Source organism: Pseudomonas sp. PB106 (assembly GCF_009764645.1).
Taxonomy (GTDB): domain Bacteria; phylum Pseudomonadota; class Gammaproteobacteria; order Pseudomonadales; family Pseudomonadaceae; genus Aquipseudomonas.
On the sequence record NZ_RWIM01000017.1, the window covers coordinates 37,918 to 61,006 of the forward strand.

Sequence of the window (23,089 nt, forward strand, 5' to 3'; positions counted from 1 at the left end):
AGGTTCATATCAGACCGCTACCAGCACGATGGCGCCAATGACCAGCACGGCACCAGCAGCCATGGAAGCCGCATACCAACGCAGTTGACCGGTCTCGGTGCGGCTCAGGGCGGTGTGACCACCCTTGGCCATACGCGGAATCAGACCGATGGTCTGGTCGAGCGGGTCTTTGCGCAGTACGTGGCTGATCGCAAGGTAAGGCTTGACGAACAGTTTGTCGTAGATCCAGTCGAAGCCCCAGGCAGCGAACCACCAGGCCGAAAGGAAACGGCCGATGCCGCTGTTGGCGATCGCCGTGACGAAGCGACGCTTGCCGAGGAACAGCAGCGCTGCCAGCAGGATACCGGCCAGGGCGATGGCGCCCGAGGCGATTTCCAGACTGTGCTTGGCTTCGCCACCGGCATGACCAACGCTTTCTGGCAGCACGCCGTGCAGCGGTGGCACGATCATGGCGCCGACGAACGTCGACAGCACGATCAGCACCGACAGTGGCAGCCAGTGCGAGATGCCGTGACCGGCGTGAGCTTCGGTCTTGGCTTCACCGTGGAACGTGATGAAGATCAGGCGGAAGGTGTACAGCGACGTCATGAACGCGCCGACCAGACCTGCGTAAAGCAGACCGTGGTTGCCGCTGGCGAACGCTTCCCAAAGGATTTCGTCCTTGGAGTAGAAGCCTGCGGTGACCAGTGGCAGAGCGGCCAGCGCAGCACCACCAACGATGAAGCTGGCGTAGGCCAGTGGCAGTTTTTTCCACAGACCGCCCATCTTGAAGATGTTCTGCTCGTGGTGGCAGGCAACGATCACCGCACCGGAAGCAAGGAACAGCAGGGCCTTGAAGAAGGCGTGGGTCATCAGGTGGAAAATCGCGCCATCCCATGCACCCACGCCCAGCGCCAGGAACATGTAGCCGATCTGGCTCATGGTCGAGTAGGCGAGGATACGTTTGATGTCGGTTTGTACCAGCGCGGCGAAACCAGCCAGAACCAGCGTCACACCACCAACGATGCCGACCAGGTGGAGGATTTCCGGCGCCAGGGTGAACAGACCGTGGGTACGGGCGATCAGGTAGACACCGGCAGTCACCATGGTCGCGGCGTGGATCAGTGCCGACACCGGGGTAGGGCCGGCCATCGCATCCGCGAGCCAGGTTTGCAATGGCAGTTGCGCCGATTTACCGACCGCGCCACCCAGCAGCATCAGGGTTGCGAGGGTGATCCAGAAGTCGCCGACCTGGAATTTCTGCGGTGCCAGCACCAGCAGTTCCTGGATGTTCAGCGTGCCCACTTGCTGGAACAGGATGAACAGGCCGATGGCCATGAACACGTCGCCGATGCGGGTCACGATGAACGCCTTGAGTGCGGCGTTACCGTTGTTGCGGTTGCTGTAGTAGAAACCGATCAACAGGTACGAGCACAGGCCCACGCCTTCCCAGCCGAAGTACAGGAACAACAGGTTATCGCCGAGCACCAGGAACAGCATGCTGGCGATAAACAGGTTGGTGTACGAGAAGAAGCGCGAGTAACCCGCTTCGCCACGCATGTACCAGGACGCGAACAGGTGGATCAGGAAACCTACACCGACCACAACGCCAAGCATGGTGATCGACAGGCCGTCGACGTAGAGAGCGAAGTCAGGCTTGAAGCCTTCGACCGCCATCCACTTCCACAGCACCAGGGTGTAGTGACCGCCTTCGGGTGGCGCGACGTTGAATTGCCAGATGACGTAGGCGGCGACGATCGCCGACAAGCCAATGGAACCCACGCCGATCAGCGCCGAGAGGTTTTCCGACCAGCGTCCACGGGAGAAGGACAGCAGCAGGAAACCGATCAGAGGGAATACGAAAGTCAGAAAGATCAGGTTCATCCGCGCATCTCACTGGCAGCGTCAATATCGAGCGTGTGGAAGCGGCGATACAGTTGCAGCAGGATCGCCAGACCAATACTGGCCTCGGCAGCTGCCAAGCTGATCACCAGGATGAACATGATCTGTCCATCCGGCTGGCCCCAACGGGCGCCTGCAACGATGAACGCCAGTGCAGAGGCGTTCATCATTACTTCCAGACTCATCAACACGAACAAAATGTTGCGGCGGACCATCAGGCCGACCAGACCAAGGCAGAACAGGATGCCGGCAACGGCCAATCCATGCTCGAGAGGGATAGCAGGCATGTCTTACTCCTTCGCCTCGTTACGGCCCAAATGGAACGCCGTGACGGCTGCGGCGAGCAGCAGCATCGAGGCGAGTTCGACCACCAGCAGGTACGGGCCGAACAGGCTGATGCCCACGGCTTTCGCGTCTACGGTGGTGTGGCCGATGGCCTGACCGCTCTGGTGAGCGAACAGCACATACAGCAGTTCGGCCAGCAGCAGCGCGGCGAGAATCACCGGCCCTGCCCAGATGCCGGGCTTGAGCCAGACGCGTTCTTGCTGAACCGAGGCCGGGCCGAGGTTGAGCATCATCACCACGAACACGAACAGCACCATGATGGCGCCGGCGTAGGCGATCACTTCCAGCACGCCGGCGAACGGTGCGCCGAGTGCGAAGAAGGTCATGGCCACAGCAATCAACGAGATGATCAGGTAGAGCAGGGCGTGCACAGGGTTGGTGTTGGTGACCACACGAAGCGTGGACACCACCGCAATACCCGATGCGAAATAGAAAGCGAATTCCATCGTTCTTCCTTAAGGCAGCAAGCTCTTCACGTTGATCGGTTCGGCTTCGTTCTGTGCGGCGCCTTTCGGCTTGCCAGCGATTGCCATACCTGCAACACGATAGAAGTTGTAATCAGGGTTTTTGCCGGGGCCGGAGATCAGCAGATCTTCTTTCTCGTACACCAGGTCCTGACGTTTGAACTCGGCCATCTCGAAATCCGGTGTCAGCTGGATCGCGGTGGTCGGACAGGCTTCCTCGCAGAGACCGCAGAAAATGCAGCGCGAGAAGTTGATACGGAAGAAGTCCGGGTACCAGCGACCGTCTTCGGTTTCAGCTTTCTGCAGCGAGATGCAACCCACCGGGCAAGCCACGGCGCACAGGTTGCAGGCTACGCAACGCTCTTCGCCATCGGGGTCGCGGGTCAGGACGATGCGACCACGGTAGCGTGGTGGCAGGTAGACCGCTTCTTCCGGGTATTGCAGGGTGTCGCGCTTGCGGAAGCCATGGCCGAAGACCATGACCAGGCTGCGCAACTGGGTACCAGTACCCTTAACGATGTCGCCAATATATTTGAACATGGGTCAAATCCTCACTGAACCGCGACTGCTGGCGTGTTCCACAACACGACTGCAGCGGTCACCAGCAAATTGATCAGGGTCAGTGGCAGGCAGAATTTCCAGCTGAAATCCATCACCTGGTCATAACGCGGACGCGGGATAGAGGCGCGCAGCAGGATGAACAGCATGATGAAGAACGCGGTCTTCAGTGCGAACCAGACGAACGCCAGTTGCGGCAAGATGCCGAACGGACCGTGCCAGCCACCGAAGAACAGGGTGACCAACAGCGCCGAGATCAGGATGATGCCGATGTATTCACCGACGAAGAACATGCCCCATTTCATACCGGCGTATTCAATGTGGTAACCGTCGGCCAGTTCCTGTTCCGCTTCCGGCTGGTCGAACGGGTGACGGTGAGTCACGGCGACGCCAGCGATGAAGAAGGTACAGAAGCCGAAGAACTGCGGAATGATGAACCACAGGTTCTGCGCCTGGTACTCGACGATGTCGCGCATGTTGAACGAGCCGACCTGCACCACGATGCCCATCAGGGCCAGGCCCATGAACACTTCGTAGGACACGGTCTGCGCCGACGCACGCAAGCTGCCGAGCAGGGCGAACTTGTTGTTACTCGACCAGCCGGCGAACAACACCGCGTAGACCGACAGACCGGCCATGGCGAAGAAGAACAGCAGGCCGATGTTCAGATCCGCCACGCCCCAGGTCGGGGTGATCGGGATAATCGCAAACGCGATCAGCAAGGCCGACATGGCCACCACCGGTGCCAAAGTGAAAATCACTTTATCGGCAAACGGCGGGGTCCAGTCTTCCTTGAAGAACATCTTCAGCATGTCGGCGGCGATCTGGAACATACCAAACGGACCAACGCGGTTCGGACCGTAACGGTCCTGCCACCAGCCCAGCAGGCGACGTTCGACAAAGCTGAGCAGCGCGCCTGCAACCACCACGGCCAGCAGAATCACGATGGCTTTGACGACCGAGAGGATCACATCGATCACTTCAGGGGTGAACCAGGTCATTGCGCTGCCTCCTGCAGACCGTCGACGGATACGCCGGCGAATGCCGGTGGAATGCCGGCGATGCCCGCAGGCAATGCCACCAGACCTGCGCCCAGTTCTTCATTGATGCGCAGCGGCAGACGCAGGGTCTGACCGGCCACGTTCAGGTTCAGCAAGGCACCGTCGTTGACGCCCAGACGATCCGCTTCCGACTTGGCCAGTGCCACGTAAGCAGCCGGAATGCGCTCTTGAACCGGCGCGGCTTTCGAAGAGTTTTCTTCGCTGCCGAACAGGTGGAAGAACGGCACGGCTTGCCAGGTGCCCGGCGCCGGGTTGAACGCACGTGGCGCAGCGGCGAACCAGTTCAGCGAATCGCCAGTGCTTTCGATCAGGCGGGTGCCCGGATCGCCAGCGCGCAGGTGACCACCGACTTCGTCCTGGAACTTGTTCCACGCTTGTGGCGAGTTCCAGCCCGGCGACCATGCAAACGGTACTTGCTGACGCGGTTCGGCAGAGCCCGAGTAACCTTCCATGGAGAAGGCGAACGCGGTGTCTTTGTCTTGCGGGGTGCGCGGTTCGTGAACGCTGATGTCGGCGCGCATCGCGGTGCGACCGGAGTAACGCAGCGGCTCACGCGCCAGTTTCAGACCCTTGATGCGGAACGCCGCGGACGGTGCAGCGTCGACGATACGCGCCAGTTGCTCGGTGCTCGAAGCAACGGCAGCGGTGACGTGGTCGAGTTGCGTCCAGTCGATTGGCTGGTTCAGCAGGGTGGCGCGCAGGGCGTGCAGCCAGCGCCAGCCTTCGTGTACCAGAATGCTTGCGTCCAGGTATTGCGGATCGAAAACCTGGAAGAAGCGCTGGGCGCGACCTTCCTGGCTGACCAGCGTACCGTCGCCTTCAGCAAAGCTTGCGGCTGGCAGCACCAGGTGCGCGCGGTCGCTGGTAGCGGTTTTCTGATGGTCGGCAACGATCACCACTTGCGCCGCGTTCAGTGCCGCATCGACTTTCTCTTTCGCGGTGCGGGTGTACAGATCGTTTTCCAGCACAACAATCGCGTCAGCCTTACCGTCGATGACGGCTTGCAGCGCGGCGTCGACCGATTCGCCACCGAGCATGGCCAGGCCGAGGCTGTTGGCTTCCGGCACGATCAGGCTGATCGAACCGTTCTTCTCGCGCAGCTTCAGCGCCTTGGCGATGTTCGCGGCGGCTTCGATCAAGGCTTTGGAACCCAGCGAAGTACCGGCGATGATCAGCGGACGTTTGGCCGCGAGCAGGGCATCAGCAATGCGCTGGGCCAGTTCCAGGGCTTCAGCGTCCAGACCTTCAACGGCCGGAGCGCTGGCATCCAGTGCGTGGGCAACGGCGAAACCGATGCGCGCCAGATCGTCCGGAGCGGCGTGTACGCATTCTTCAGCGATGTCGTCGAGCTTGGTTTCCGCGAGGCTGGCGATGAACAGCGGGTTCAGCGCGTGCTGACCGATGTTCTTCACGGCGGCGTCGAGCCAAGGCTGAACGCGCATGGCTTCGGCCATGTCCTCAGCTTTGCCTTTGACCGACTGACGCAGCGACAGCGCCACACGGGCGGCGGTCTGGGTCAGGTCTTCACCTAGGACGAAAATCGCATCGTGATCTTCGATGTCGCGCATGTTCGGCACTGGCAGCGGGCTGTCTTTCAGCACTTGCAGGACCAGACGGATGCGCTCCAGTTCGGACGCTTCGATACCCGAGTAGAAGTGTTCGGCGCCCACCAGTTCACGCAACGCGTAGTTGCTTTCGAGGCTGGCACGCGGCGAACCGATACCGACGATGTTGCGACCGCGCAGCAGATCAGCGGCTTTATCCAGTGCCGCGTCGAGACCGAGCTTGGTGCCGTCGGCTAGCAGCGGCTGACGTGGACGGTCGGTGCGGTTGACGTAGCCATAACCGAAACGGCCACGGTCGCACAGGAAGTACTGGTTCACCGAACCGTTGAAACGGTTTTCGATACGACGCAGTTCGCCGTAACGCTCGCCCGGGGAGATGTTGCAACCGCTCGAGCAGCCATGGCAGATGCTTGGCGAGAACTGCATGTCCCACTTACGGTTGTAGCGCTCGGAGTGAGTCTTGTCGGTGAACACACCGGTCGGGCAGACCTCGGTGAGGTTGCCGGAGAACTCGCTTTCGAGGGTGCCGTCTTCAACGCGACCGAAGTACACGTTGTCGTGGGCGCCGAATACACCGAGGTCGGTGCCGCCAGCGTAATCCTTATAGAAACGCACGCAGCGGTAGCAAGCGATGCAGCGGTTCATTTCGTGGGAAATGAACGGGCCCAATTGCTGGTTCTGGTGGGTGCGTTTGGTGAAGCGATAACGGCGCTCGTTGTGGCCGGTCATCACTGTCATGTCTTGCAGGTGGCAATGACCGCCTTCTTCGCACACAGGGCAGTCGTGCGGGTGGTTGGTCATCAGCCATTCAACAACACTGGCGCGGAACGCCTTGGATTCATCATCGTCGATGGAGATCCAGGTGTTGTCGGTGGCCGGGGTCATGCAGGACATGACGATGCGACCACGGGTGTCGTTCTCGTCGGTGTACTGCTTGACCGCGCACTGGCGGCAAGCCCCGACGCTACCGAGCGCGGGGTGCCAGCAGAAATATGGAATGTCGAGGCCCAGCGACAGACATGCCTGTAACAGGTTGTCTGCCCCGTCGACTTCGAGCGCTTTGCCGTCTACGTGGATAGTGGCCATGGTTCAAAGGTCTTCGTTGGCCCGGTGTCAGCGGGCGTGGCTAATGGAATCTTGTTATCCGTCCGAATCCAGTCAGCCCCGAAAGGCGTCATCGGACGAAAGGCGAAGGGCACGGACCCTTCGCCTTTTTAAGCGTTTACGCGCCGATTACGATCGGCCTTGCCAGAGGCGGGACGGCGGCGCTAACAGGCGCGATACCGGCTTCGAACTCTGGACGGAAGTATTTGATGGCACTGCCCAACGGCTCCACGGCACCCGGTGCGTGAGCACAGAAGGTCTTGCCTGGGCCGAGGAAGCCGACCAGACCCAGCAGCGTCTCGATGTCGCCTGGCTGACCGCGGCCTTCTTCGATGGCCATCAGCAGCTTGACGCTCCATGGCAAACCATCACGGCACGGGGTGCAGAAGCCGCAGGACTCGCGAGCGAAGAACTGCTCCATGTTGCGCAACAGCGACACCATGTTGACGCTGTCGTCCACCGCCATGGCCAGGCCGGTACCCATACGGGTGCCCACTTTGGCGATGCCGCCGGCGTACATTTGCGCGTCGAGGTGTTCTGGCAGGAGGAAACCGGTACCGGCGCCACCTGGCTGCCAGGCCTTGAGCTTGAAGCCGTCGCGCATGCCGCCAGCGTAGTCTTCGAACAGCTCGCGACCGGTGACGCCGAATGGCAGTTCCCACAGGCCCGGGTTTTTGACTTTGCCGGAGAAGCCCATGAGCTTGGTGCCCATGTCTTCGCTGCCTTCGCGGGCCAACGATTTGTACCAGTCAACGCCGTCGGCAATGATCGCCGGCACGTTGCACAGGGTTTCGACGTTGTTCACGCAAGTCGGTTTGCCCCACACGCCAACGGCGGCAGGGAAGGGCGGCTTGGAGCGCGGGTTGGCACGGCGGCCTTCGAGGGAGTTGATCAGTGCGGTTTCTTCACCGCAGATATAACGCCCGGCGCCGGTGTGGACGAACAGCTCGAAATCAAAACCGCTGCCCAGAATGTTCTTGCCCAGCAGGCCCGCAGCCTTGGCTTCTTCCACGGCACGGTTGAGGTGCTTGGCGGCGGTGGTGTATTCGCCACGCAGGAAGATATAGCCACGGTAGGTTTTCAGCGCGCGCGCGCTGATCAGCATGCCTTCGATCAGCAGATGGGGCAGTTGCTCCATCAGCATGCGGTCTTTCCAGGTGTTCGGCTCCATTTCATCCGCGTTGCACAGCAGGTAGCGGATGTTGATGGATTCGTCTTTGGGCATCAGGCCCCACTTCACGCCCGTGGGGAAGCCTGCACCGCCGCGCCCTTTCAAGCCTGCGTCTTTCACGGTCTGGACGATGGCGTCCTGATCCATGTCGGCGAAGGCTTTGCGCGCCGCGGCGTAACCGTTCTTGGCCTGGTACTCGTCGAGCCACACGGCTTCGCCGTCATCGCGCAGACGCCAGGTCAGCGGGTGAGTCTCGGCCGAACGCTGAATGCGGTTGGCAGGACCGAAAGATGTCAGGGTCATACGTAGCCCTCGAGCAGTTTGGCGACGCCAGCAGGCTGCACATCACCAAAGGTGTCGTCGTCGATCATCAGCGCCGGCGCCTTGTCGCAGTTGCCGAGGCAGCAGACCGGCAGCAGGGTGAAACGACCGTCGGCGGTGGTCTGACCCAGGCCGATGCCCAGATTGTTCTGGATTTCGCTGACCACCGACTCGTGGCCACCGATGTAGCAGACCATGCTGTCGCAGACGCGAATGATGTGACGGCCAACCGGCTGACGGAAAATCTGGCTATAGAACGTCGCCACACCTTCAACGTCGCTGGCCGGAATGCCGAGCATTTCGCCGATCGCGTACAAGGCGCCATCCGGCACCCAACCGCGTTCTTTCTGAACGATCTTCAGGGCTTCGATCGACGCCGCGCGCGGGTCTTCGTAGTGATGCAGCTCGTGCTCGATGGCCGAGCGCTCGGTTTCACTGAGGGTGAAACGGTCTGTCTGGATAAGCGTGCTGTTCATGCTTAGCGGTCCACGTCGGCCATAACGAAATCGATACTACCCAGGTACGCAATCATGTCCGCGACCATGCTGCCTTTGATCACCGAAGGGATCTGTTGCAGATGCGGGAAGCTTGGAGTGCGGATCCGGGTACGGTAGCTCATGGTGCCGCCGTCGCTCGTCAGGTAATAACTGTTGATGCCCTTGGTCGCTTCGATCATCTGGAAGGATTCGTTGGCCGGCATGACCGGGCCCCACGAAACTTGCAGGAAGTGCGTGATCAAGGTTTCGATGTGCTGCAGCGTGCGCTCTTTCGGCGGCGGCGTGGTCAGCGGGTGATCCGCCTTGTACGGGCCTTCCGGCATGTTGCGCATGCACTGGTCGATGATCTTGATGCTCTGGCGCATCTCTTCGACGCGAACCATGCAGCGGTCGTAGGCATCGCCATTGGCGGCCAGCGGTACTTCGAACTCGAAGTTCTCGTAGCCGGAGTACGGACGCGCTTTACGCAGGTCGAAATCGCAACCGGTCGAACGCAGGCCGGCACCGGTGACGCCCCACTCCAGGGCTTCTTTGGTGTTGTACTGGGCGACGCCGATGGTACGGCCCTTGAGGATGCTGTTCTGCAGGGCAGCCTTGGTGTACTCGTCGAGGCGTTTTGGCAGCCATTCAACGAAGTCTTTCACCAGTTTTTCCCAGCCGCGCGGCAGGTCGTGGGCAACGCCACCGATGCGGTACCAGGCCGGGTGCAGACGGAAACCGGTAATGGCTTCAATCACCGTGTACGCCTTCTGGCGGTCGGTGAAGGTGAAGAACACCGGGGTCATGGCGCCGACGTCCTGGATGTAAGTACCCAGGAACAGCAGGTGGCTGGTGATCCGGAAGAACTCGGCCATCATGATGCGGATGACGTCGACCTTCTCAGGCACTTTGATGCCGGCCAGCTTCTCGACCGAGAGCACGTACGGCAGGTTGTTCATCACGCCGCCGAGGTAGTCGATACGGTCGGTGTACGGGATGAAGCTGTGCCAGGACTGACGCTCGGCCATCTTCTCGGCACCACGGTGGTGGTAACCGATGTCCGGCACGCAGTCGACGATCTCTTCGCCGTCCAGTTGCAGAATGATGCGGAACGCACCGTGCGCCGAAGGGTGGTTCGGGCCGAGGTTGAGGAACATGTAGTCCTCGTTCGGGCCGGAACGCTTCATGCCCCAGTCTTCAGGACGGAAACGCGCGGCTTCTTCCTCAAGCTGTTGCTTGGCGAGGTTGAGGCTGTACGGATCGAATTCGGTGGCGCGCGCCGGGAAGTCCTTGCGCAGCGGGTGACCTTCCCAGGTCGGCGGCATCATGATGCGCGACAGGTGCGGGTGACCTTTGAAATCGATGCCGAACATGTCCCAGACTTCACGCTCGTACCAGTTGGCGTTCGGCCAGATGCCGGTAACGGTCGGCAAGCTGAGGTCGCTCTCGGACAAGGCGACCTTGATCATCACGTCACTATTACGCTCCAGCGACATGAGGTGATAGAACACGGTGAACTCGGCGTCGCTCGGCAGGCCCTGACGCTTGGTGCGCAGACGCTCGTCCACGCCGTGCAGGTCATAAAGCATGACGTACGGCTTGGGCAGGTTGCGCAGGAAAGTCAGGACTTCAACGAGCTTGGCGCGCGCAACCCACAACACCGGCATGCCGGTGCGGGTCGACTGAGCGGTGAACGCTTCAGCGCCAAAACGGTTGTTCAATTCAACGACCACATCCTGGTCGTCTGCCTTATAAGGCGGGATGTACAGAGCACTGCCTGTAGTCATGGTTATTTTTTCGCTTTCGGTCAACGTAAAGAATGAAGCCAGCTTCTCGTTTCTTTTTGTAAGAACAGATCTGGATCAGACTTCGTCAGGGCTGCGCAGGTTGGTGACTGCGATTCGCTGTTCGCGGCGCTGTTCCTTCTGCGAAGGCATGTCGGCGCGATAAACGCCTTGATCACCAACGACCCAGGAAAGCGGACGACGCTCCTGTCCAATCGATTCCTGCAACAGCATCAAGCCTTGCAGAAATGCTTCCGGACGGGGCGGGCAGCCAGGTACGTAGACGTCCACGGGCAGGAACTTGTCCACCCCTTGAACCACAGAGTAGATGTCGTACATGCCACCGGAGTTGGCGCACGAACCCATGGAGATAACCCACTTCGGCTCGAGCATCTGCTCGTAGAGACGCTGAATGATCGGCGCCATCTTGATGAAGCAGGTGCCGGCGATAACCATGAAGTCGGCCTGACGCGGCGATGCCCGGATCACTTCGGCGCCAAAGCGCGCGATGTCGTGGGGCGCCGTGAAGGCGGTGGTCATTTCCACGTAGCAGCACGACAAGCCGAAGTTGTACGGCCACAGGGAGTTCTTACGTCCCCAGTTGACCGCGCCACTCAGCACGTCTTCCAGCTTGCCCATGAAAATGTTTTTGTGGACTTGATCTTCTAACGGATCGGAAACGGTTTCCCGTTCGCCAATCGGATACTGCTCGTTAGGAGCATCGGGGTCGATCCTGGTGAGATTGTATTGCATTGCCAAAGCCTCATTGTTTCAGCTTCGCCTGCCGCTTGCGACGAGCTTCCGGAGCCCAGTCAAGGGCGCCCACTCGGAACAGGTAGACAAGACCTGCCAACAGAATTGCTATGAAAACGAGAGCTTCGACGAATCCGGTCCAGCCGCTTTCGCGGACGGACACAGACCATGCAAAGAGAAAGAGGGCTTCGATATCGAAGATCACGAACAGCATCGCGACCAGATAGAATTTGGCTGAGAGCCGCAAGCGGGCGCCACCGGTAGGTAGCATGCCCGACTCGAACGGTTCGTTTTTGCTGCGGCCCCAGGCTTTTGACCCGAGGAGGCTGGAAACGCCAAGCATGAAGGCGCAGAGGCCGACGACACCCAGAAGGAAAATGGCAAAGCCCCAGTTGTGGGCCATGAGTCCTGTCGCTTCGGGCATGCTGGTAATCCTTAACAGAGAGCAAAGGTCTCTGAGCTTGATAAAGAAATAGGCAGTGACGATATGTCGCAGCAATCAATCGCGCTGATTTTATGGCTAAACACCCGGCAAGTAAAATTCCTATAGCGAAATTATTTATTGGAATAAGGACATAGCGCCCCTCTAACCCCCGGCGGCCCATGCGTTGCGGGCATTAGCCGGAATTCAACGAATTATGTTTTGTTGGAAATGTAACGAACATAGTTGCCGCTAAATGATAATTAATATCGTTTGGAGTGCTTTTGTAACTGTTTAACGGGTGAGGTATTGGGAAGTTGTCTTACTTGCACATTACTGCAAGTTGCGAAGGTGCCCGTTTTACCCGATTTTTCCTGCACCGATACCGCTCTGGATCAATGTTTTTGACCGAGCGCCGCGGATCCCTGTGGCAGCGAGCTGTGGTGGGCCGGAAGTCTTGTGTCCAACCGAGAACCCTGTGGGAGCTGGCTTGCCAGCGATGGCGGCCAGTCAGCCACTATGGATTTGTCTGAACCACCGCTATCGCTGGCAAGCCAGCTCCCACAGTGTTTTGTGGTGTGTCCTGAATTGTGTGAGCACCAAGAACCCTGTGGGAGCGAGCTTGCTCGCGAAAGCGCCAGATCAATCACCACCAGACCCGACGCCTTGCACGCCAGGCCTGAACCCCAATCCTCTCAGCCAAACCGCACAGCCAGCTTCGAAGCCGCCACCGAAAACGCAGTTTTCATCTCCTCAACCACCCCATCATCATGCGCAAACGACAAATAAACCCGTCCATAAGGCGAAGGCATCACCAACACCCCAGCCTCGCGCAACGCCAGATGCAGCGCTTTACTAAACTCCGCATCGCCACATTCCAGCGCCTCGGCATAGCTGGTCGGCGCCTGCGCCGAAGGCCAGATCCCGAAAACATTGCCGTATCCACTGGTGCTCACTGTCATCCCGTGCGCCTTGAACGAGGCCCCCACGGAAGCACGCAGCGCCTCACCCCGCGCAATCAAACGCTGATAATCCGCATCATCCAGTTGCGCCAGGGTGCTGATCACCGCCGCACACGCCATCGGGTTGCCGCTGAACGTGCCGCCCCGCAATACGCGACCTTCCTCAAATCCCGCCAAGATATGCGGCTTGCCAACAATCGCCGACACCGGCACACCATTGCCAATCGCCTTGCCAACACTGGCGATGTCCGGATTCAGCCCCGCCTGCAAACCCGCGAGCCCGGCGAACAGGCGAAAACCCATCAATACTTCATCACAAATCACCAGCGCGCCATGCCGATGCGCGACGTCCTGCACATGCAGCAGATAGCCCGGCGCCGGCATGATGCAGCCAGCATTGGCGAGCATCGGCTCAAGGATCACCGCCGCAATGTCTGAATCCTCAGCGAACAACCGCTCGACATCGTCAAAGTCATTGAAGCGCAGCAACGTCGTGCGCGGCGTAGAAGGTCGCTGACCCTCAGCGAAATTCGCCTCACTGGACGACACATTGCCGAAGCTGACGTCATCAAACCAACCGTCGAAACCCGCGGCCATTTTCGCGATGCGCCCGCGTCCGGTATAGGCGCGGGCAGCACGGCAGGCCAGATGCACGGCTTCGCTGCCGGAGTTGGTGAAAATCACTTTGCTCATTGCGCCGGTGTGCGCCGCCAGTGCAGAAGCGGCTGCGTGTTCGCGGACATGTGCCCACGACGGCGCTGCGGAATCGGCCAGGGCTGCCGCGACCTGTTCGTTGACGCAGTTATTGGCGTGGCCCAACAACACCGCGCCGAAACCGAGCGCGGTGTCGATGTAGCGACGACCTTTGTCGTCATACACGTACGCGTCCTTGCCGTTGCGAATAAACAGGGTTTCGCCATTGAGTTCCGGAAGGATGCGTGCGGCGCTGGAGACATCGCCAATCAGGTTACGCATAGAAGCCTCTGTACTTATTAATAGGTGAGCGTTCAGCCGCGCTCGGTGTTCCACGGACTCTGCGCGAGTTTCTGTTCAAGAAAGTCACGGAACACGCGGATCCTGGGGCTGAGGTGCTTGCGATTGGTGTAGATCATGTAAATCGGTTCGAAGCTTTCCGGGCTGTAGCTCTGCAGCAGCGGGATCAAGCGGCCCTCGCGGATGTCGTGACCGATATGAAACTCGGCCAAGCGCACAATGCCTGCGCCGCTGAGCGCGAGATCGCGCAGCAGATCGCCTTGGGCGAAGGTCGCTTTGGGAATCACCGGAATGCTGGTCGCATTGCCATCGATGAGGAAGTCCCAGTCATTCCACACGCTGTTGAAGCCGAAACTGAAACAGGTGTGATCGAGCAATTGCTGCGGGTGCTCGGGCGTTCCGTGGCGGGCGAGGTAGTCCGGGGAAGCGCAGATGATCCAGCGGCTCTGACCAATCTTGCGGGCGATGCGCGTGGAGTCCGGCAGCACGCCGCTGTGAATCGCCAGATCCAGCCCCTGATCGAACTGATCGGTAAATTGCGCGCCGATCTGGATATCAATCGTCAGGCCTGGATACGCCGCGAGAAACTCCGGCAGCCACGGAATGATCTGGTGTTTGGCAAACGTCGACATCGTGTGAATCCGCAGCATGCCACTGACCCGCGTCGGAAACGCTTCGGCCAGTGAGTCTGCTTCGGCCATCGCATTGATCACTGCGCGGGCGCTGACCAGATAGGCGGCGCCTTCTTCGGTCAACGACAAGCTGCGCGTCCCGCGTTGAAACAGGCGCACCTGCAAGCGATCTTCCAGGCGGGAAATCAGCTTGCTGATGGCCGACGGCGTCAGACCGTGGGCGCGAGAGGCCGCTGAAAAGTTACCGTGCTCCGTGGCCCAAAGAAACGCCAACAGCTGCGAGTAGTTATCCAATGCTTGCCCCCCGTGTCGATCAGACGCCTGCCACGGCGTGGATCAGCGAATGAACTGTTCGATGTAATCGTCTGGCAGCCCGAGCTTTTTGTAATGCGCGCGGGCGGTTTCCAGTTTGGTGAAGACGTCCTCGTAGCCGACCGCTATACCCTGCGGATCAACGTAGGTGTAGCCACCCTGCACGTGAAACCAGGTGATCATCTCTTCGACATCTTCCGGCACGAACAGGGTGTGAGTCTCGCCCGGTGGCTCGAAGGCAAACGAACCTTGCTCGGCGACCCAGTCATGCTCCAGATAGTACCAGCGACCCTTTAGCACCATGGCGTGCACGCCGCCGGTGTGACGATGGCGCGAGAGCACGCCGCTTTTGCGCACGCGCAGCAGGTTGATGTAGTAGCCACCGGAAACACTGAGCAACACCGGTTTGAAGGACACCGAATCTGTCACCGGCACCCACAGTTGATCGTCTTCCAGCCATTGACCCAGCACGCCGGGGTGCACCATGTCGGGCGCCATGTATGGCACTTGCGGCAGTTGATACGGGATGGCCAGTTCGTCAGGTTTAGGCGCAATACTCATGAGGCGTTCCTTGTAAGTTTTGATAACCCCCGGCCGTTTGTTGGCCGGGGTTTCAAACAGAGTAGGGTGGTGATCAGCCGTGAAAAAGTAGGTTGCCGGCACACTCGCTGTGACCCTCAGTCACAGCGCCGGCCGGTTTTCAGGCCAATACTCGCGGGGTTGCGTTTTCAACTGGCGCCATGGCGCTGCGTCGTGCCGACAGCTCGGGCTGCGATTTCTGCAAATACGCGCCGATGATCACCAGCACCGCAGTCAGGCCAAGGGTCGAGAGCAATTCCGCACGCTGGCCGGGAAAGGCCGCCATGATCGCGAACACGCCGAGGATGAACACGATCGTGAGGATCGTCAGATACGGAAACATCCACATGCGCACTTCGAGTTTCTTGCCCTGCGCGACCAGTTTGCGGCGCATGCACAGTTGCGTGACGGCGATCACCAGATACATCAGCAAGGCCAATGCGCCGCTGGTGGCCAACAAAAACTGAAACACTTGCTTGGGCAGCAGGTAGTTGGCGGTCAGCGCCGTCAGCGCGGCGACCGATGTCAGTGCGACGGCCAGCAGCGGCACGCCTTGACGGGTGGTGTGCGACACCGCGTTCGGTGCATCACCGCGACGGGCCAGCGAGTACGCCATGCGCGATGCGGTATAGATCGCCGAGTTCAGGCAACTGGTGACCGCCACCAACACAACAATGCCCATGATCTGCGGCGCCCACGGAATGTTCATCGCGCTCAGCACAGCCTGGTAGGAACCTTGCGCCAGATCCGGGGCGTTCCACGGGATCAGGCACACCACCACAAACATCGAACCGAGGTAGAACAAGCCCAGACGCCAGACCACGGCACGAATGGCCTTCTTGATATTGGCTTTCGGATCCTTGGATTCAGCGGCGGCGATGGTCACCACTTCGCTGCCCTGGAAACTGAACATCGCTGTCAGCAGCCCGGCGACAATCGCCACATTACCGTTGGGGGCGAAACCGCCATTGGCGTAGAGATTGGAAATCCCGCTGGTCGAGGAGCCCGGCAAGATCCCGAAAATCGCCAGCACACCGAGAATGATGAAGCCCACGATCGAAACGACTTTGAACAGCGACAACCAATATTCCAGCGTACCGAAAGAACCGACGCTGAGGCTGTTGCAAACGATCAGCGCAAACGTCACGCCGAACGCCGCCACCCAATGGGGGATGCCCAGCCAGTCACCGAGGATATTGCCGGCGACAATCGCTTCGATGGCAATCACCAACACGTAGAACCACCAGTACAACCAGCCGATGGAAAACCCGGCCCAGCGCCCGATCGCCTGATCGGCATAGGAAGAAAACGACCCGGTGTCCGGCCGTGCTGTGGCCATTTCGCCGAGCATCTGCATGACCAGTACCACGATGATCGCGGCGCAGACATACGACACCAGCACCGCAGGGCCAGCGGTGGCGATGGCATTACTCGAACCCACAAACAGACCGGCGCCAATCACGCCGCCGATCGAAATCATCGTGACCTGCCGTCCTTTCAAGCCATTCCCTAGCTCGTTGTTAGCCTTGTCTTTGTCATCACGCATCGGCTCGTACCTCGAATGAACGTCTTTATTATTGTCTGTAACGCCGCAACGACACGGCGATGGGCCGTACCCTAAGCGCTAATAGAAGAGGGCATTAGCCCCAAACGGTTCAAAGAGGGTGTGAACTGTCGTCACAGGTGATGGAGGTTTGGCGGGGGAGTGCCAAGGATGGGAATGAACGGGGCGGCTGTTTTAGGAAATTGCCGAATCGCAGACAAAAAAACGCCCCGAACCAGTCGGGGCGTCAGTTTTGCGGCTCTGCGGTTAGCTTTCTATCCGATCCGCAAAGGCCGTTTGCTCAGGCGTAGCAGAATCAGTGGAACTGTTCTTCTTCAGTCGAACCGGTCAGTGCGGTTACCGAAGACGAGCCACCTTGAATCACGGTGGTCATGTCGTCGAAGTAGCCGGTGCCCACTTCCTGCTGGTGAGCCACGAAGGTGTAACCCTTGGCGGCGTCAGCGAACTCCTGCTCCTGCAGTTTCACGTAGGCGGTCATGTCGTTGCGGGCGTAGTCGTGCGCCAGGTTGAACATGCTGTGCCACATGTTGTGAATGCCGGCCAGGGTGATGAACTGGTGCTTGTAACCCATGGCGGACAGTTCGCGCTGGAACTTGGCGATGGTCGCGTCGTCCAGGTTTTTCTTCCAGTTGAAGGAAGGCGAGCAGTTGTACGACAGCAGTTGGTCCGGGTATTCCTTTTTGATCGCTTCGGCGAAGCGACGAGCCTCGTCCAGATCCGGCTTGGCAGTTTCGCACCAGATCAGGTCGGCGTACGGCGCGTAAGCCAGGCCACGAGCGATGGCTTGATCCAGACCGGCACGGACCTTGTAGAAACCTTCCTGAGTGCGCTCGCCAGTCACGAACGGCTGGTCGTACGGGTCGCAATCGGAGGTCAGCAGGTCAGCGGCGTTCGCGTCGGTACGGGCCAGAATGATGGTCGGGGTACCAGCAACGTCGGCAGCCAGACGTGCAGCGGTCAGCTTCTGTACGGCTTCCTGGGTAGGAACCAGTACTTTACCGCCCATGTGACCGCATTTTTTCACGGAAGCCAGTTGGTCTTCGAAGTGAACGCCGGCGGCGCCTGCTTCGATCATGCTCTTCATCAGCTCGTAAGCATTCAGTACGCCGCCGAAACCGGCTTCAGCGTCAGCCACGATTGGCGCGAAGTAGTCGATGTAGCCATCGTCGCCCGGGTTTTTGCCGGCTTTCCACTGGATCTGGTCAGCACGACGGAACGAGTTGTTGATGCGCTTGACCACGGTTGGAACCGAATCCACCGGGTACAGCGACTGGTCTGGGTACATGGATTCTGCGGAGTTGTTGTCCGCAGCCACTTGCCAGCCCGACAGGTAGATCGCCTGGATACCGGCTTTAACCTGTTGAACAGCCTGGCCGCCGGTCAGGGCGCCCATGCAGTTGACGAAATCTTTCTCAGGACGGAAGGCTGGCTTGGCACCCTGGGTGACCAGGTTCCACAGCTTCTCGGCGCCCATTTTTGCAAAGGTGTGCTCAGGTTGAACCGAGCCACGCAGACGGACGACGTCAGCAGCGGAGTAAGTGCGTGTCACGCCTTTCCAGCGCGGGTTTTCAGCCCAGTCTTTTTCGAGGGCTGCAATTTGCTGTTCGCGTGTCAGTGCCATGGAGATAAACCTCGTCGCGTCTTTTATGAAAAGTTGTTCTGCGGTGGAAAATTCCTGCGCTCGCTGACCAGAAGCTTAGGTGGTCAAGTCGGATTCGGCGGGGTAGGCGACGGGATGAACGATGGGCTCGAGGGGAAGTGAGCAGGTAGTGGCGGACTGCGGGCGCATTCGGGCGTCGTGGGCCTCTATACGGTCTACAGTGTGGAGCCGGGTTACCTAATTACGCTTCCGTCCCTCGGGACAACTTCGTTCCAGTCGGCAACCTCGTCAAACACACCTTGTGGGCGGTACAGACACGAAACGGTTCGCGGGGTAGGTGCGAACATCGCTTCGAAGGCCCTTGCCAGGGCCTCTGATTAGCGGGAGCGAGGCCATCATGCCTTCGCTTTTTTGCCTCGTCAAACGTTTTGTAGTGCTTTTTTTCAAGCACTACATCTTTCGTCTAATACGACTAATCAGTCAGTTTTTGGTGCTTTAGTCCAACGTGTCGACTTTCACCCGCAAGGTCATGTCATCCCGGCCTTGAGTCGAGTAGCTGCGGGTCAGGCCCTGTTTATCAGCCTGGGTCTGGCTGTTGACGCCGGCGAGGGTGATCCACTCACCCAGGCGTCCGCTGACGGTTGTGTCGGTGCTTTGCACGTTCACTACATCGGAACGTTCCTGGCTCATGCGGTCATTATTGGTAGTGATCGCCAGATGAACGATGTCGCCGGTGACGCTGGCGGTGACGTAGAACCCTTGTGTGACGTTGCGGTATTGAGTCTGGCTGCTGTAATCGCCGTAGGAATTGCTCTGGCTGCTGGTGATCGGCACGCTTTGCCCGACCTGGATCAGCGCCGGCATGCCTTCGCTGGCTTGTACCTGTTGTACGCCGCCATTACGGCTGGTGGTGCTGCGGCTGATGATGCGGGTCTGACTTGGCTGCGCGCCATTGATCGAATAACCCTCATCGCCCCGGCCATTGTTTTCGTTGGTGTCGACGGTGATCAGCAGACGTTTCGGCGCAGTGTCGAGCTGGGTGATCAGCGCTTTCAGCTCCTGGATCTTGTCCGGTTCGGCTTTGATGATCAGTTGATTGCCGTAGGCGCTGACCTGACCGTCCTTGCCGAGGAAGTCTTGCGCCATTGGCAGCATGTCGGTGCTGGTGCGGTAATTGAGAGGCACGATTTCTGTGGCTGCCATCACCGAAAAACTGCAGCCGAGCAGCAGGGTGGTGAGCAGGGTGCGTAGGGACATGTCCGTTATCTCCGCTTTCGAAAGGCTTGATATTGCCAGTTTGTCGGCCTTGGGTGGGCCAAGTTGAATCGTAGACAGCAAAACGCCCCGGCATCCGAAAATGGCGGGGCGTGATCGTTCCCACGCTCTGCGTGGGAATGCAGCCAGTGACGCTCTGCGTCACATGCCGCATGAGACGCGGAGCCTCCCGAGAGGCGTTCCCACGCAGAGCGTGGGAACGATCAGGGCAGAGCTCAACCCGAATGCCGAACCATGTCGACATGCGGAATCCCGGCTTCGAGGAATTCCTCGCTGACCAGGCTGAAACCCAGGCGCTCATAGAACGCCGTGGCTTGCACTTGCGCGCTGAGCATCTGCTCTTTCAAGCCGCGCGCTTCCGCTTCAGCGATGACCGCTTGCATCAGTGCATCGCCAACCTTCATCCCGCGCCAGTCTTTCAGCACCGAAACCCGACCGATGTGCCCATCAGGCAGCAAGCGCGCAGTGCCGATCGGAAAGTCGCCTTCAAACGCGAGGAAATGCACGGCGGTCGCGTCGTCCGCGTCCCACTCCAATTCAGGTGGCACCGATTGCTCGGCAATGAACACCGTTTCACGAATGCGCCGGATCTCGGCGATGTCCTTCTGCCAGTCTGCGACACGAACGCGAATTTTATTCATCAGCGAACCCCAGGCTGCCTTGCTTGACCAGTTCGCAGAGCAGGCCGCGACCGTCTTCGTCGTTCAGCCACTCACCGAGGTTCTCGGTATGCAGGGCATCAGCGGCGCAGATCAGCTTCAGCAGTTCGCGCAGCTTGCCCGGCAGGTAACGGCTCTGGCCGCTGGCGAACAACAGCAGATCGTCATCGACTTCCGACCAGGCCAGACGCGCGCTCGGGTTGCGGATCAAGATCGCGCCATCCTGCAGAGCGCTAAGGAAGTCTTCTTCTTCGACGTCTTCCGGGCCAACCACCAGCTCTGGATAGCGCGGCTCGGTCATGTACTGGCCGAACCAGGTCAGCAGCAGACGCTCGTCGCTCATGTGCTCGGCCAGCAGGCTTTTCAGGCGATCCAGCGCATCGTGTTGAATCTGATGCGGGTCAGCGGCTGGCTGCGCGTCGGCGTCGGTGTAGCGCTCTTCGTCAGTCAGGAACTGGCTGAGGAAGTCGGTGAAGTGAGTCAGCACTTCGGAAGCGCTTGGCGCACGGAAGCCTACCGAGTAGGTCATGCAGTTGTCGACGGCGACACCGCAGTGAGCCAGACGCGGCGGCAGGTAGAGCATGTCGCCCGGTTCCAGCGTCCACTCTTCGGTCTCGTGGAATTCAGCGAGGATGCGCAGATCCGCGTGTTGCAGCAGCGGGCTCTCGGAATCGCACATCTGGCCGATTTTCCAGTTGCGCTTGCCGTGGCCTTGCAGCAGGAACACGTCGTAGTTGTCGAAGTGCGGACCGACGCTGCCACCCGGGGCGGCGAAGCTGATCATCACGTCATCGACGCGCCAGCTCGGCAGGAAGCGGAAGTTTTCCAGCAGCTCGCTGACTTCCGGGACGAACTGGTCAACTGCTTGAACCAGGAGGGTCCACTCTTTTTCCGGCAATTTGCTGAACTCGTCTTCAGCGAACGGGCCGCGACGCAGTTCCCATGGGCGCTCGCCGTGCTCGATCACCAGGCGCGATTCGACTTCTTCTTCCAGGGCCAGGCCGGCCAGTTCGTCGGCGTCGATCGGGCTTTCGAAGTCAGGAATCGCCTGACGGATCAGCAGTGGCTTTTTCTGCCAGTAATCGCGCAGGAATTCGCGCGCCGTGATGCCGCCCAGAAGTTGAAGAGGAATGTCGGAATTCATATGTAACCTATTGAAAAAAAGCACTTTTCAGACGGGAATAAAAACGCCCGGCGCGGCCGGGCGTCTCAAACGGGTCAAACGGTCGATCAGATGCGTTTGGCTTGCGCTACAGCGTTGCCGATGTAGTTGGCCGGGGTCAGTTGCTTGAGCTCGGCTTTCGCTTCGGCTGGCATGTCCAGGCCATCGATGAAAGTCTGCAACGCTTCGGGACTGATGCCCTTACCACGGGTCAGTTCTTTCAGTTTTTCGTACGGGTTTTCGATGTTGTAGCGGCGCATCACGGTCTGGATCGGCTCAGCCAACACTTCCCAGCAAGCGTCGAGGTCAGCGGCAATCTTCTGCTCGTTGAGCTCCAGTTTGCTGATGCCTTTGAGGCTGGCTTCGTAGGCGATCACGCTGTGGGCGAAGCCGACACCGAGGTTGCGCAGTACGGTGGAGTCGGTCAGGTCGCGCTGCCAGCGGGAGATCGGCAGTTTGCTCGCCAGGTGCTGGAACAGTGCGTTGGCGATGCCCAGGTTGCCTTCGGAGTTTTCGAAGTCGATCGGGTTGACCTTGTGCGGCATGGTCGACGAACCGATTTCGCCAGCTATGGTGCGCTGCTTGAAGTAACCCAGGGAGATGTAGCCCCAGATGTCACGGTCGAAGTCGATCAGGATGGTGTTGAAGCGCGCGATCGCGTCGAACAGCTCGGCGATGTAGTCGTGCGGTTCGATCTGCGTGGTGTACGGGTTGAAGCCCAGGCCCAGCTCGTCTTCGATGAAGGCGCGGGCGTTGGCTTCCCAGTCGATCTGCGGGTAGGCCGACAGGTGCGCGTTATAGTTACCGACAGCGCCGTTGATCTTGCCCAGCAGCGGCACGGCAGCGACCTGAGCGATTTGACGCTCGAGACGGTAAACCACGTTCGCCAGCTCTTTACCCAGAGTGGTCGGGGAGGCTGGTTGACCGTGGGTGCGCGACAGCATCGGAACGTCAGCGAAACGGATGGCCAGTTCGCGGATGGCGTTGGCAGTCTGGCGCATCAGCGGCAGCATCACGTCGTCACGGCCTTCGCGCAGCATCAGGGCGTGGGACAGATTGTTGATGTCTTCGCTGGTGCAGGCAAAGTGGATGAACTCGCTGACCTTGGCCAGCTCCGGCAGCTTGGCCGCCTGCTCTTTGAGTAGGTATTCGATCGCTTTGACGTCGTGGTTGGTGGTGCGCTCGATCTCTTTGACGCGCTCGGCGTGCTCCAGCGAGAAGTTTTCAGCCAGTTCATTGAGAACGGCGTTGGCCTCGGCGGAGAAGGCTGGCACTTCAGGGATACCAGCGTGGGCGGCCAGGCGCTGGAGCCAGCGCACTTCAACCAGAACACGGGCACGGATCAGGCCGTACTCGCTGAAAATCGGGCGCAGGGCCTGGGTTTTGCCGGCGTAGCGGCCGTCAACAGGGGAAACCGCAGTGAGCGAAGAAAGCTGCATGGGGTGTT

Annotated in this window: 20 protein-coding genes; all 20 read right to left on the bottom strand. The window is 59.6% G+C overall.

All coding sequences use genetic code 11. From position 1 onward, the window contains the following. Positions 1–9: 9 nt before the first annotated feature. The 20 genes from nuoL to purB all read right to left on the bottom strand — a co-directional run bounded on the left by nuoL (position 10) and on the right by purB (position 23,081). Positions 10–1,863 carry an NADH-quinone oxidoreductase subunit L gene (gene nuoL, locus EJA71_RS02995; protein WP_007920175.1) on the bottom strand — a complete coding sequence of 618 codons (1,854 nt, stop codon included), beginning with the start codon at positions 1,861–1,863 and terminating at the stop codon, positions 10–12. After that, the gene (gene nuoK, locus EJA71_RS03000; protein WP_003223790.1) at positions 1,860–2,168 is read right to left on the bottom strand and encodes an NADH-quinone oxidoreductase subunit NuoK; all 309 of its coding nucleotides are present in this window, start codon (positions 2,166–2,168) and stop codon (positions 1,860–1,862) included. Before nuoK ends, nuoL begins: the two co-directional genes overlap by 4 nt. A 3-nt stretch (positions 2,169–2,171) precedes the next feature. Next, on the bottom strand, positions 2,172–2,672 hold the full coding sequence (gene nuoJ, locus EJA71_RS03005; RefSeq protein ID WP_007920176.1) for an NADH-quinone oxidoreductase subunit J: 501 nt from the start codon (positions 2,670–2,672) through the stop codon (positions 2,172–2,174). A 9-nt stretch (positions 2,673–2,681) separates the two neighbouring features. Next, positions 2,682–3,230, bottom strand: a complete 549-nt coding sequence (gene nuoI / locus EJA71_RS03010) for an NADH-quinone oxidoreductase subunit NuoI (protein WP_016987418.1) — start codon at positions 3,228–3,230, stop codon at positions 2,682–2,684. An 11-nt stretch (positions 3,231–3,241) separates the two neighbouring features. Then, positions 3,242–4,249: an NADH-quinone oxidoreductase subunit NuoH gene (nuoH, locus tag EJA71_RS03015; RefSeq protein ID WP_007920179.1), complete on the bottom strand. Its 1,008-nt coding sequence runs from the start codon at positions 4,247–4,249 to the stop codon at positions 3,242–3,244. Further along, complete coding sequence (gene nuoG, locus EJA71_RS03020; RefSeq protein ID WP_158954169.1) at positions 4,246–6,960, bottom strand: NADH-quinone oxidoreductase subunit NuoG; 2,715 nt, start codon at positions 6,958–6,960, stop codon at positions 4,246–4,248. The genes nuoH and nuoG overlap by 4 nt, the downstream gene beginning before the upstream one ends. A 136-nt stretch (positions 6,961–7,096) precedes the next feature. Beyond that, positions 7,097–8,452 carry an NADH-quinone oxidoreductase subunit NuoF gene (gene nuoF, locus EJA71_RS03025; protein WP_103306794.1) on the bottom strand — a complete coding sequence of 452 codons (1,356 nt, stop codon included), beginning with the start codon at positions 8,450–8,452 and terminating at the stop codon, positions 7,097–7,099. Further along, a complete protein-coding gene (gene nuoE / locus EJA71_RS03030; protein ID WP_122590307.1) occupies positions 8,449–8,946 on the bottom strand; it encodes an NADH-quinone oxidoreductase subunit NuoE in 498 nt (165 codons plus the stop codon). The genes nuoF and nuoE overlap by 4 nt, the downstream gene beginning before the upstream one ends. Before the next feature lie 2 nt (positions 8,947–8,948). Further along, entirely contained in the window at positions 8,949–10,733 is a 1,785-nt protein-coding gene (nuoC, locus tag EJA71_RS03035) for an NADH-quinone oxidoreductase subunit C/D (RefSeq protein ID WP_102899359.1), read from the bottom strand. A 75-nt stretch (positions 10,734–10,808) separates the two neighbouring features. Then, positions 10,809–11,483, bottom strand: coding sequence for an NADH-quinone oxidoreductase subunit B family protein (locus EJA71_RS03040; protein ID WP_003223809.1), 675 nt, complete (start codon positions 11,481–11,483; stop codon positions 10,809–10,811). A gap of 10 nt (positions 11,484–11,493) precedes the next feature. Further along, complete coding sequence (locus EJA71_RS03045) at positions 11,494–11,907, bottom strand: NADH-quinone oxidoreductase subunit A (RefSeq protein WP_003223812.1); 414 nt, start codon at positions 11,905–11,907, stop codon at positions 11,494–11,496. Positions 11,908–12,599: 692 nt separating this feature from the next. Then, positions 12,600–13,841 carry an aminotransferase class III-fold pyridoxal phosphate-dependent enzyme gene (locus EJA71_RS03050; RefSeq protein WP_158954171.1) on the bottom strand — a complete coding sequence of 414 codons (1,242 nt, stop codon included), beginning with the start codon at positions 13,839–13,841 and terminating at the stop codon, positions 12,600–12,602. 32 nt (positions 13,842–13,873) lie between these two features. Continuing rightward, positions 13,874–14,785, bottom strand: coding sequence for a LysR family transcriptional regulator (locus EJA71_RS03055; RefSeq protein ID WP_158954173.1), 912 nt, complete (start codon positions 14,783–14,785; stop codon positions 13,874–13,876). A 42-nt stretch (positions 14,786–14,827) separates the two neighbouring features. Continuing rightward, positions 14,828–15,364 carry a 2,4'-dihydroxyacetophenone dioxygenase family protein gene (locus EJA71_RS03060; protein ID WP_158954175.1) on the bottom strand — a complete coding sequence of 179 codons (537 nt, stop codon included), beginning with the start codon at positions 15,362–15,364 and terminating at the stop codon, positions 14,828–14,830. Positions 15,365–15,503: 139 nt separating this feature from the next. Continuing rightward, entirely contained in the window at positions 15,504–16,928 is a 1,425-nt protein-coding gene (locus EJA71_RS03065; RefSeq protein ID WP_158954177.1) for an amino acid permease, read from the bottom strand. Between the two features lie 313 nt (positions 16,929–17,241). Next, positions 17,242–18,567 carry an isocitrate lyase gene (aceA, locus tag EJA71_RS03070; RefSeq protein ID WP_046817165.1) on the bottom strand — a complete coding sequence of 442 codons (1,326 nt, stop codon included), beginning with the start codon at positions 18,565–18,567 and terminating at the stop codon, positions 17,242–17,244. A 474-nt stretch (positions 18,568–19,041) separates the two neighbouring features. Next, a complete protein-coding gene (locus tag EJA71_RS03075) occupies positions 19,042–19,803 on the bottom strand; it encodes a secretin N-terminal domain-containing protein (RefSeq protein WP_158954179.1) in 762 nt (253 codons plus the stop codon). A gap of 233 nt (positions 19,804–20,036) precedes the next feature. After that, a complete protein-coding gene (locus EJA71_RS03080; protein ID WP_158954182.1) occupies positions 20,037–20,462 on the bottom strand; it encodes a GNAT family N-acetyltransferase in 426 nt (141 codons plus the stop codon). Continuing rightward, positions 20,455–21,624, bottom strand: a complete 1,170-nt coding sequence (locus EJA71_RS03085; RefSeq protein ID WP_158954185.1) for a cupin domain-containing protein — start codon at positions 21,622–21,624, stop codon at positions 20,455–20,457. The genes EJA71_RS03080 and EJA71_RS03085 overlap by 8 nt, the downstream gene beginning before the upstream one ends. A gap of 86 nt (positions 21,625–21,710) precedes the next feature. After that, positions 21,711–23,081 (bottom strand): adenylosuccinate lyase, encoded by a 1,371-nt coding sequence (purB, locus tag EJA71_RS03090; protein WP_003223822.1) that lies wholly within the window; start codon positions 23,079–23,081, stop codon positions 21,711–21,713. Between the last annotated feature and the right edge of the window lie 8 nt (positions 23,082–23,089).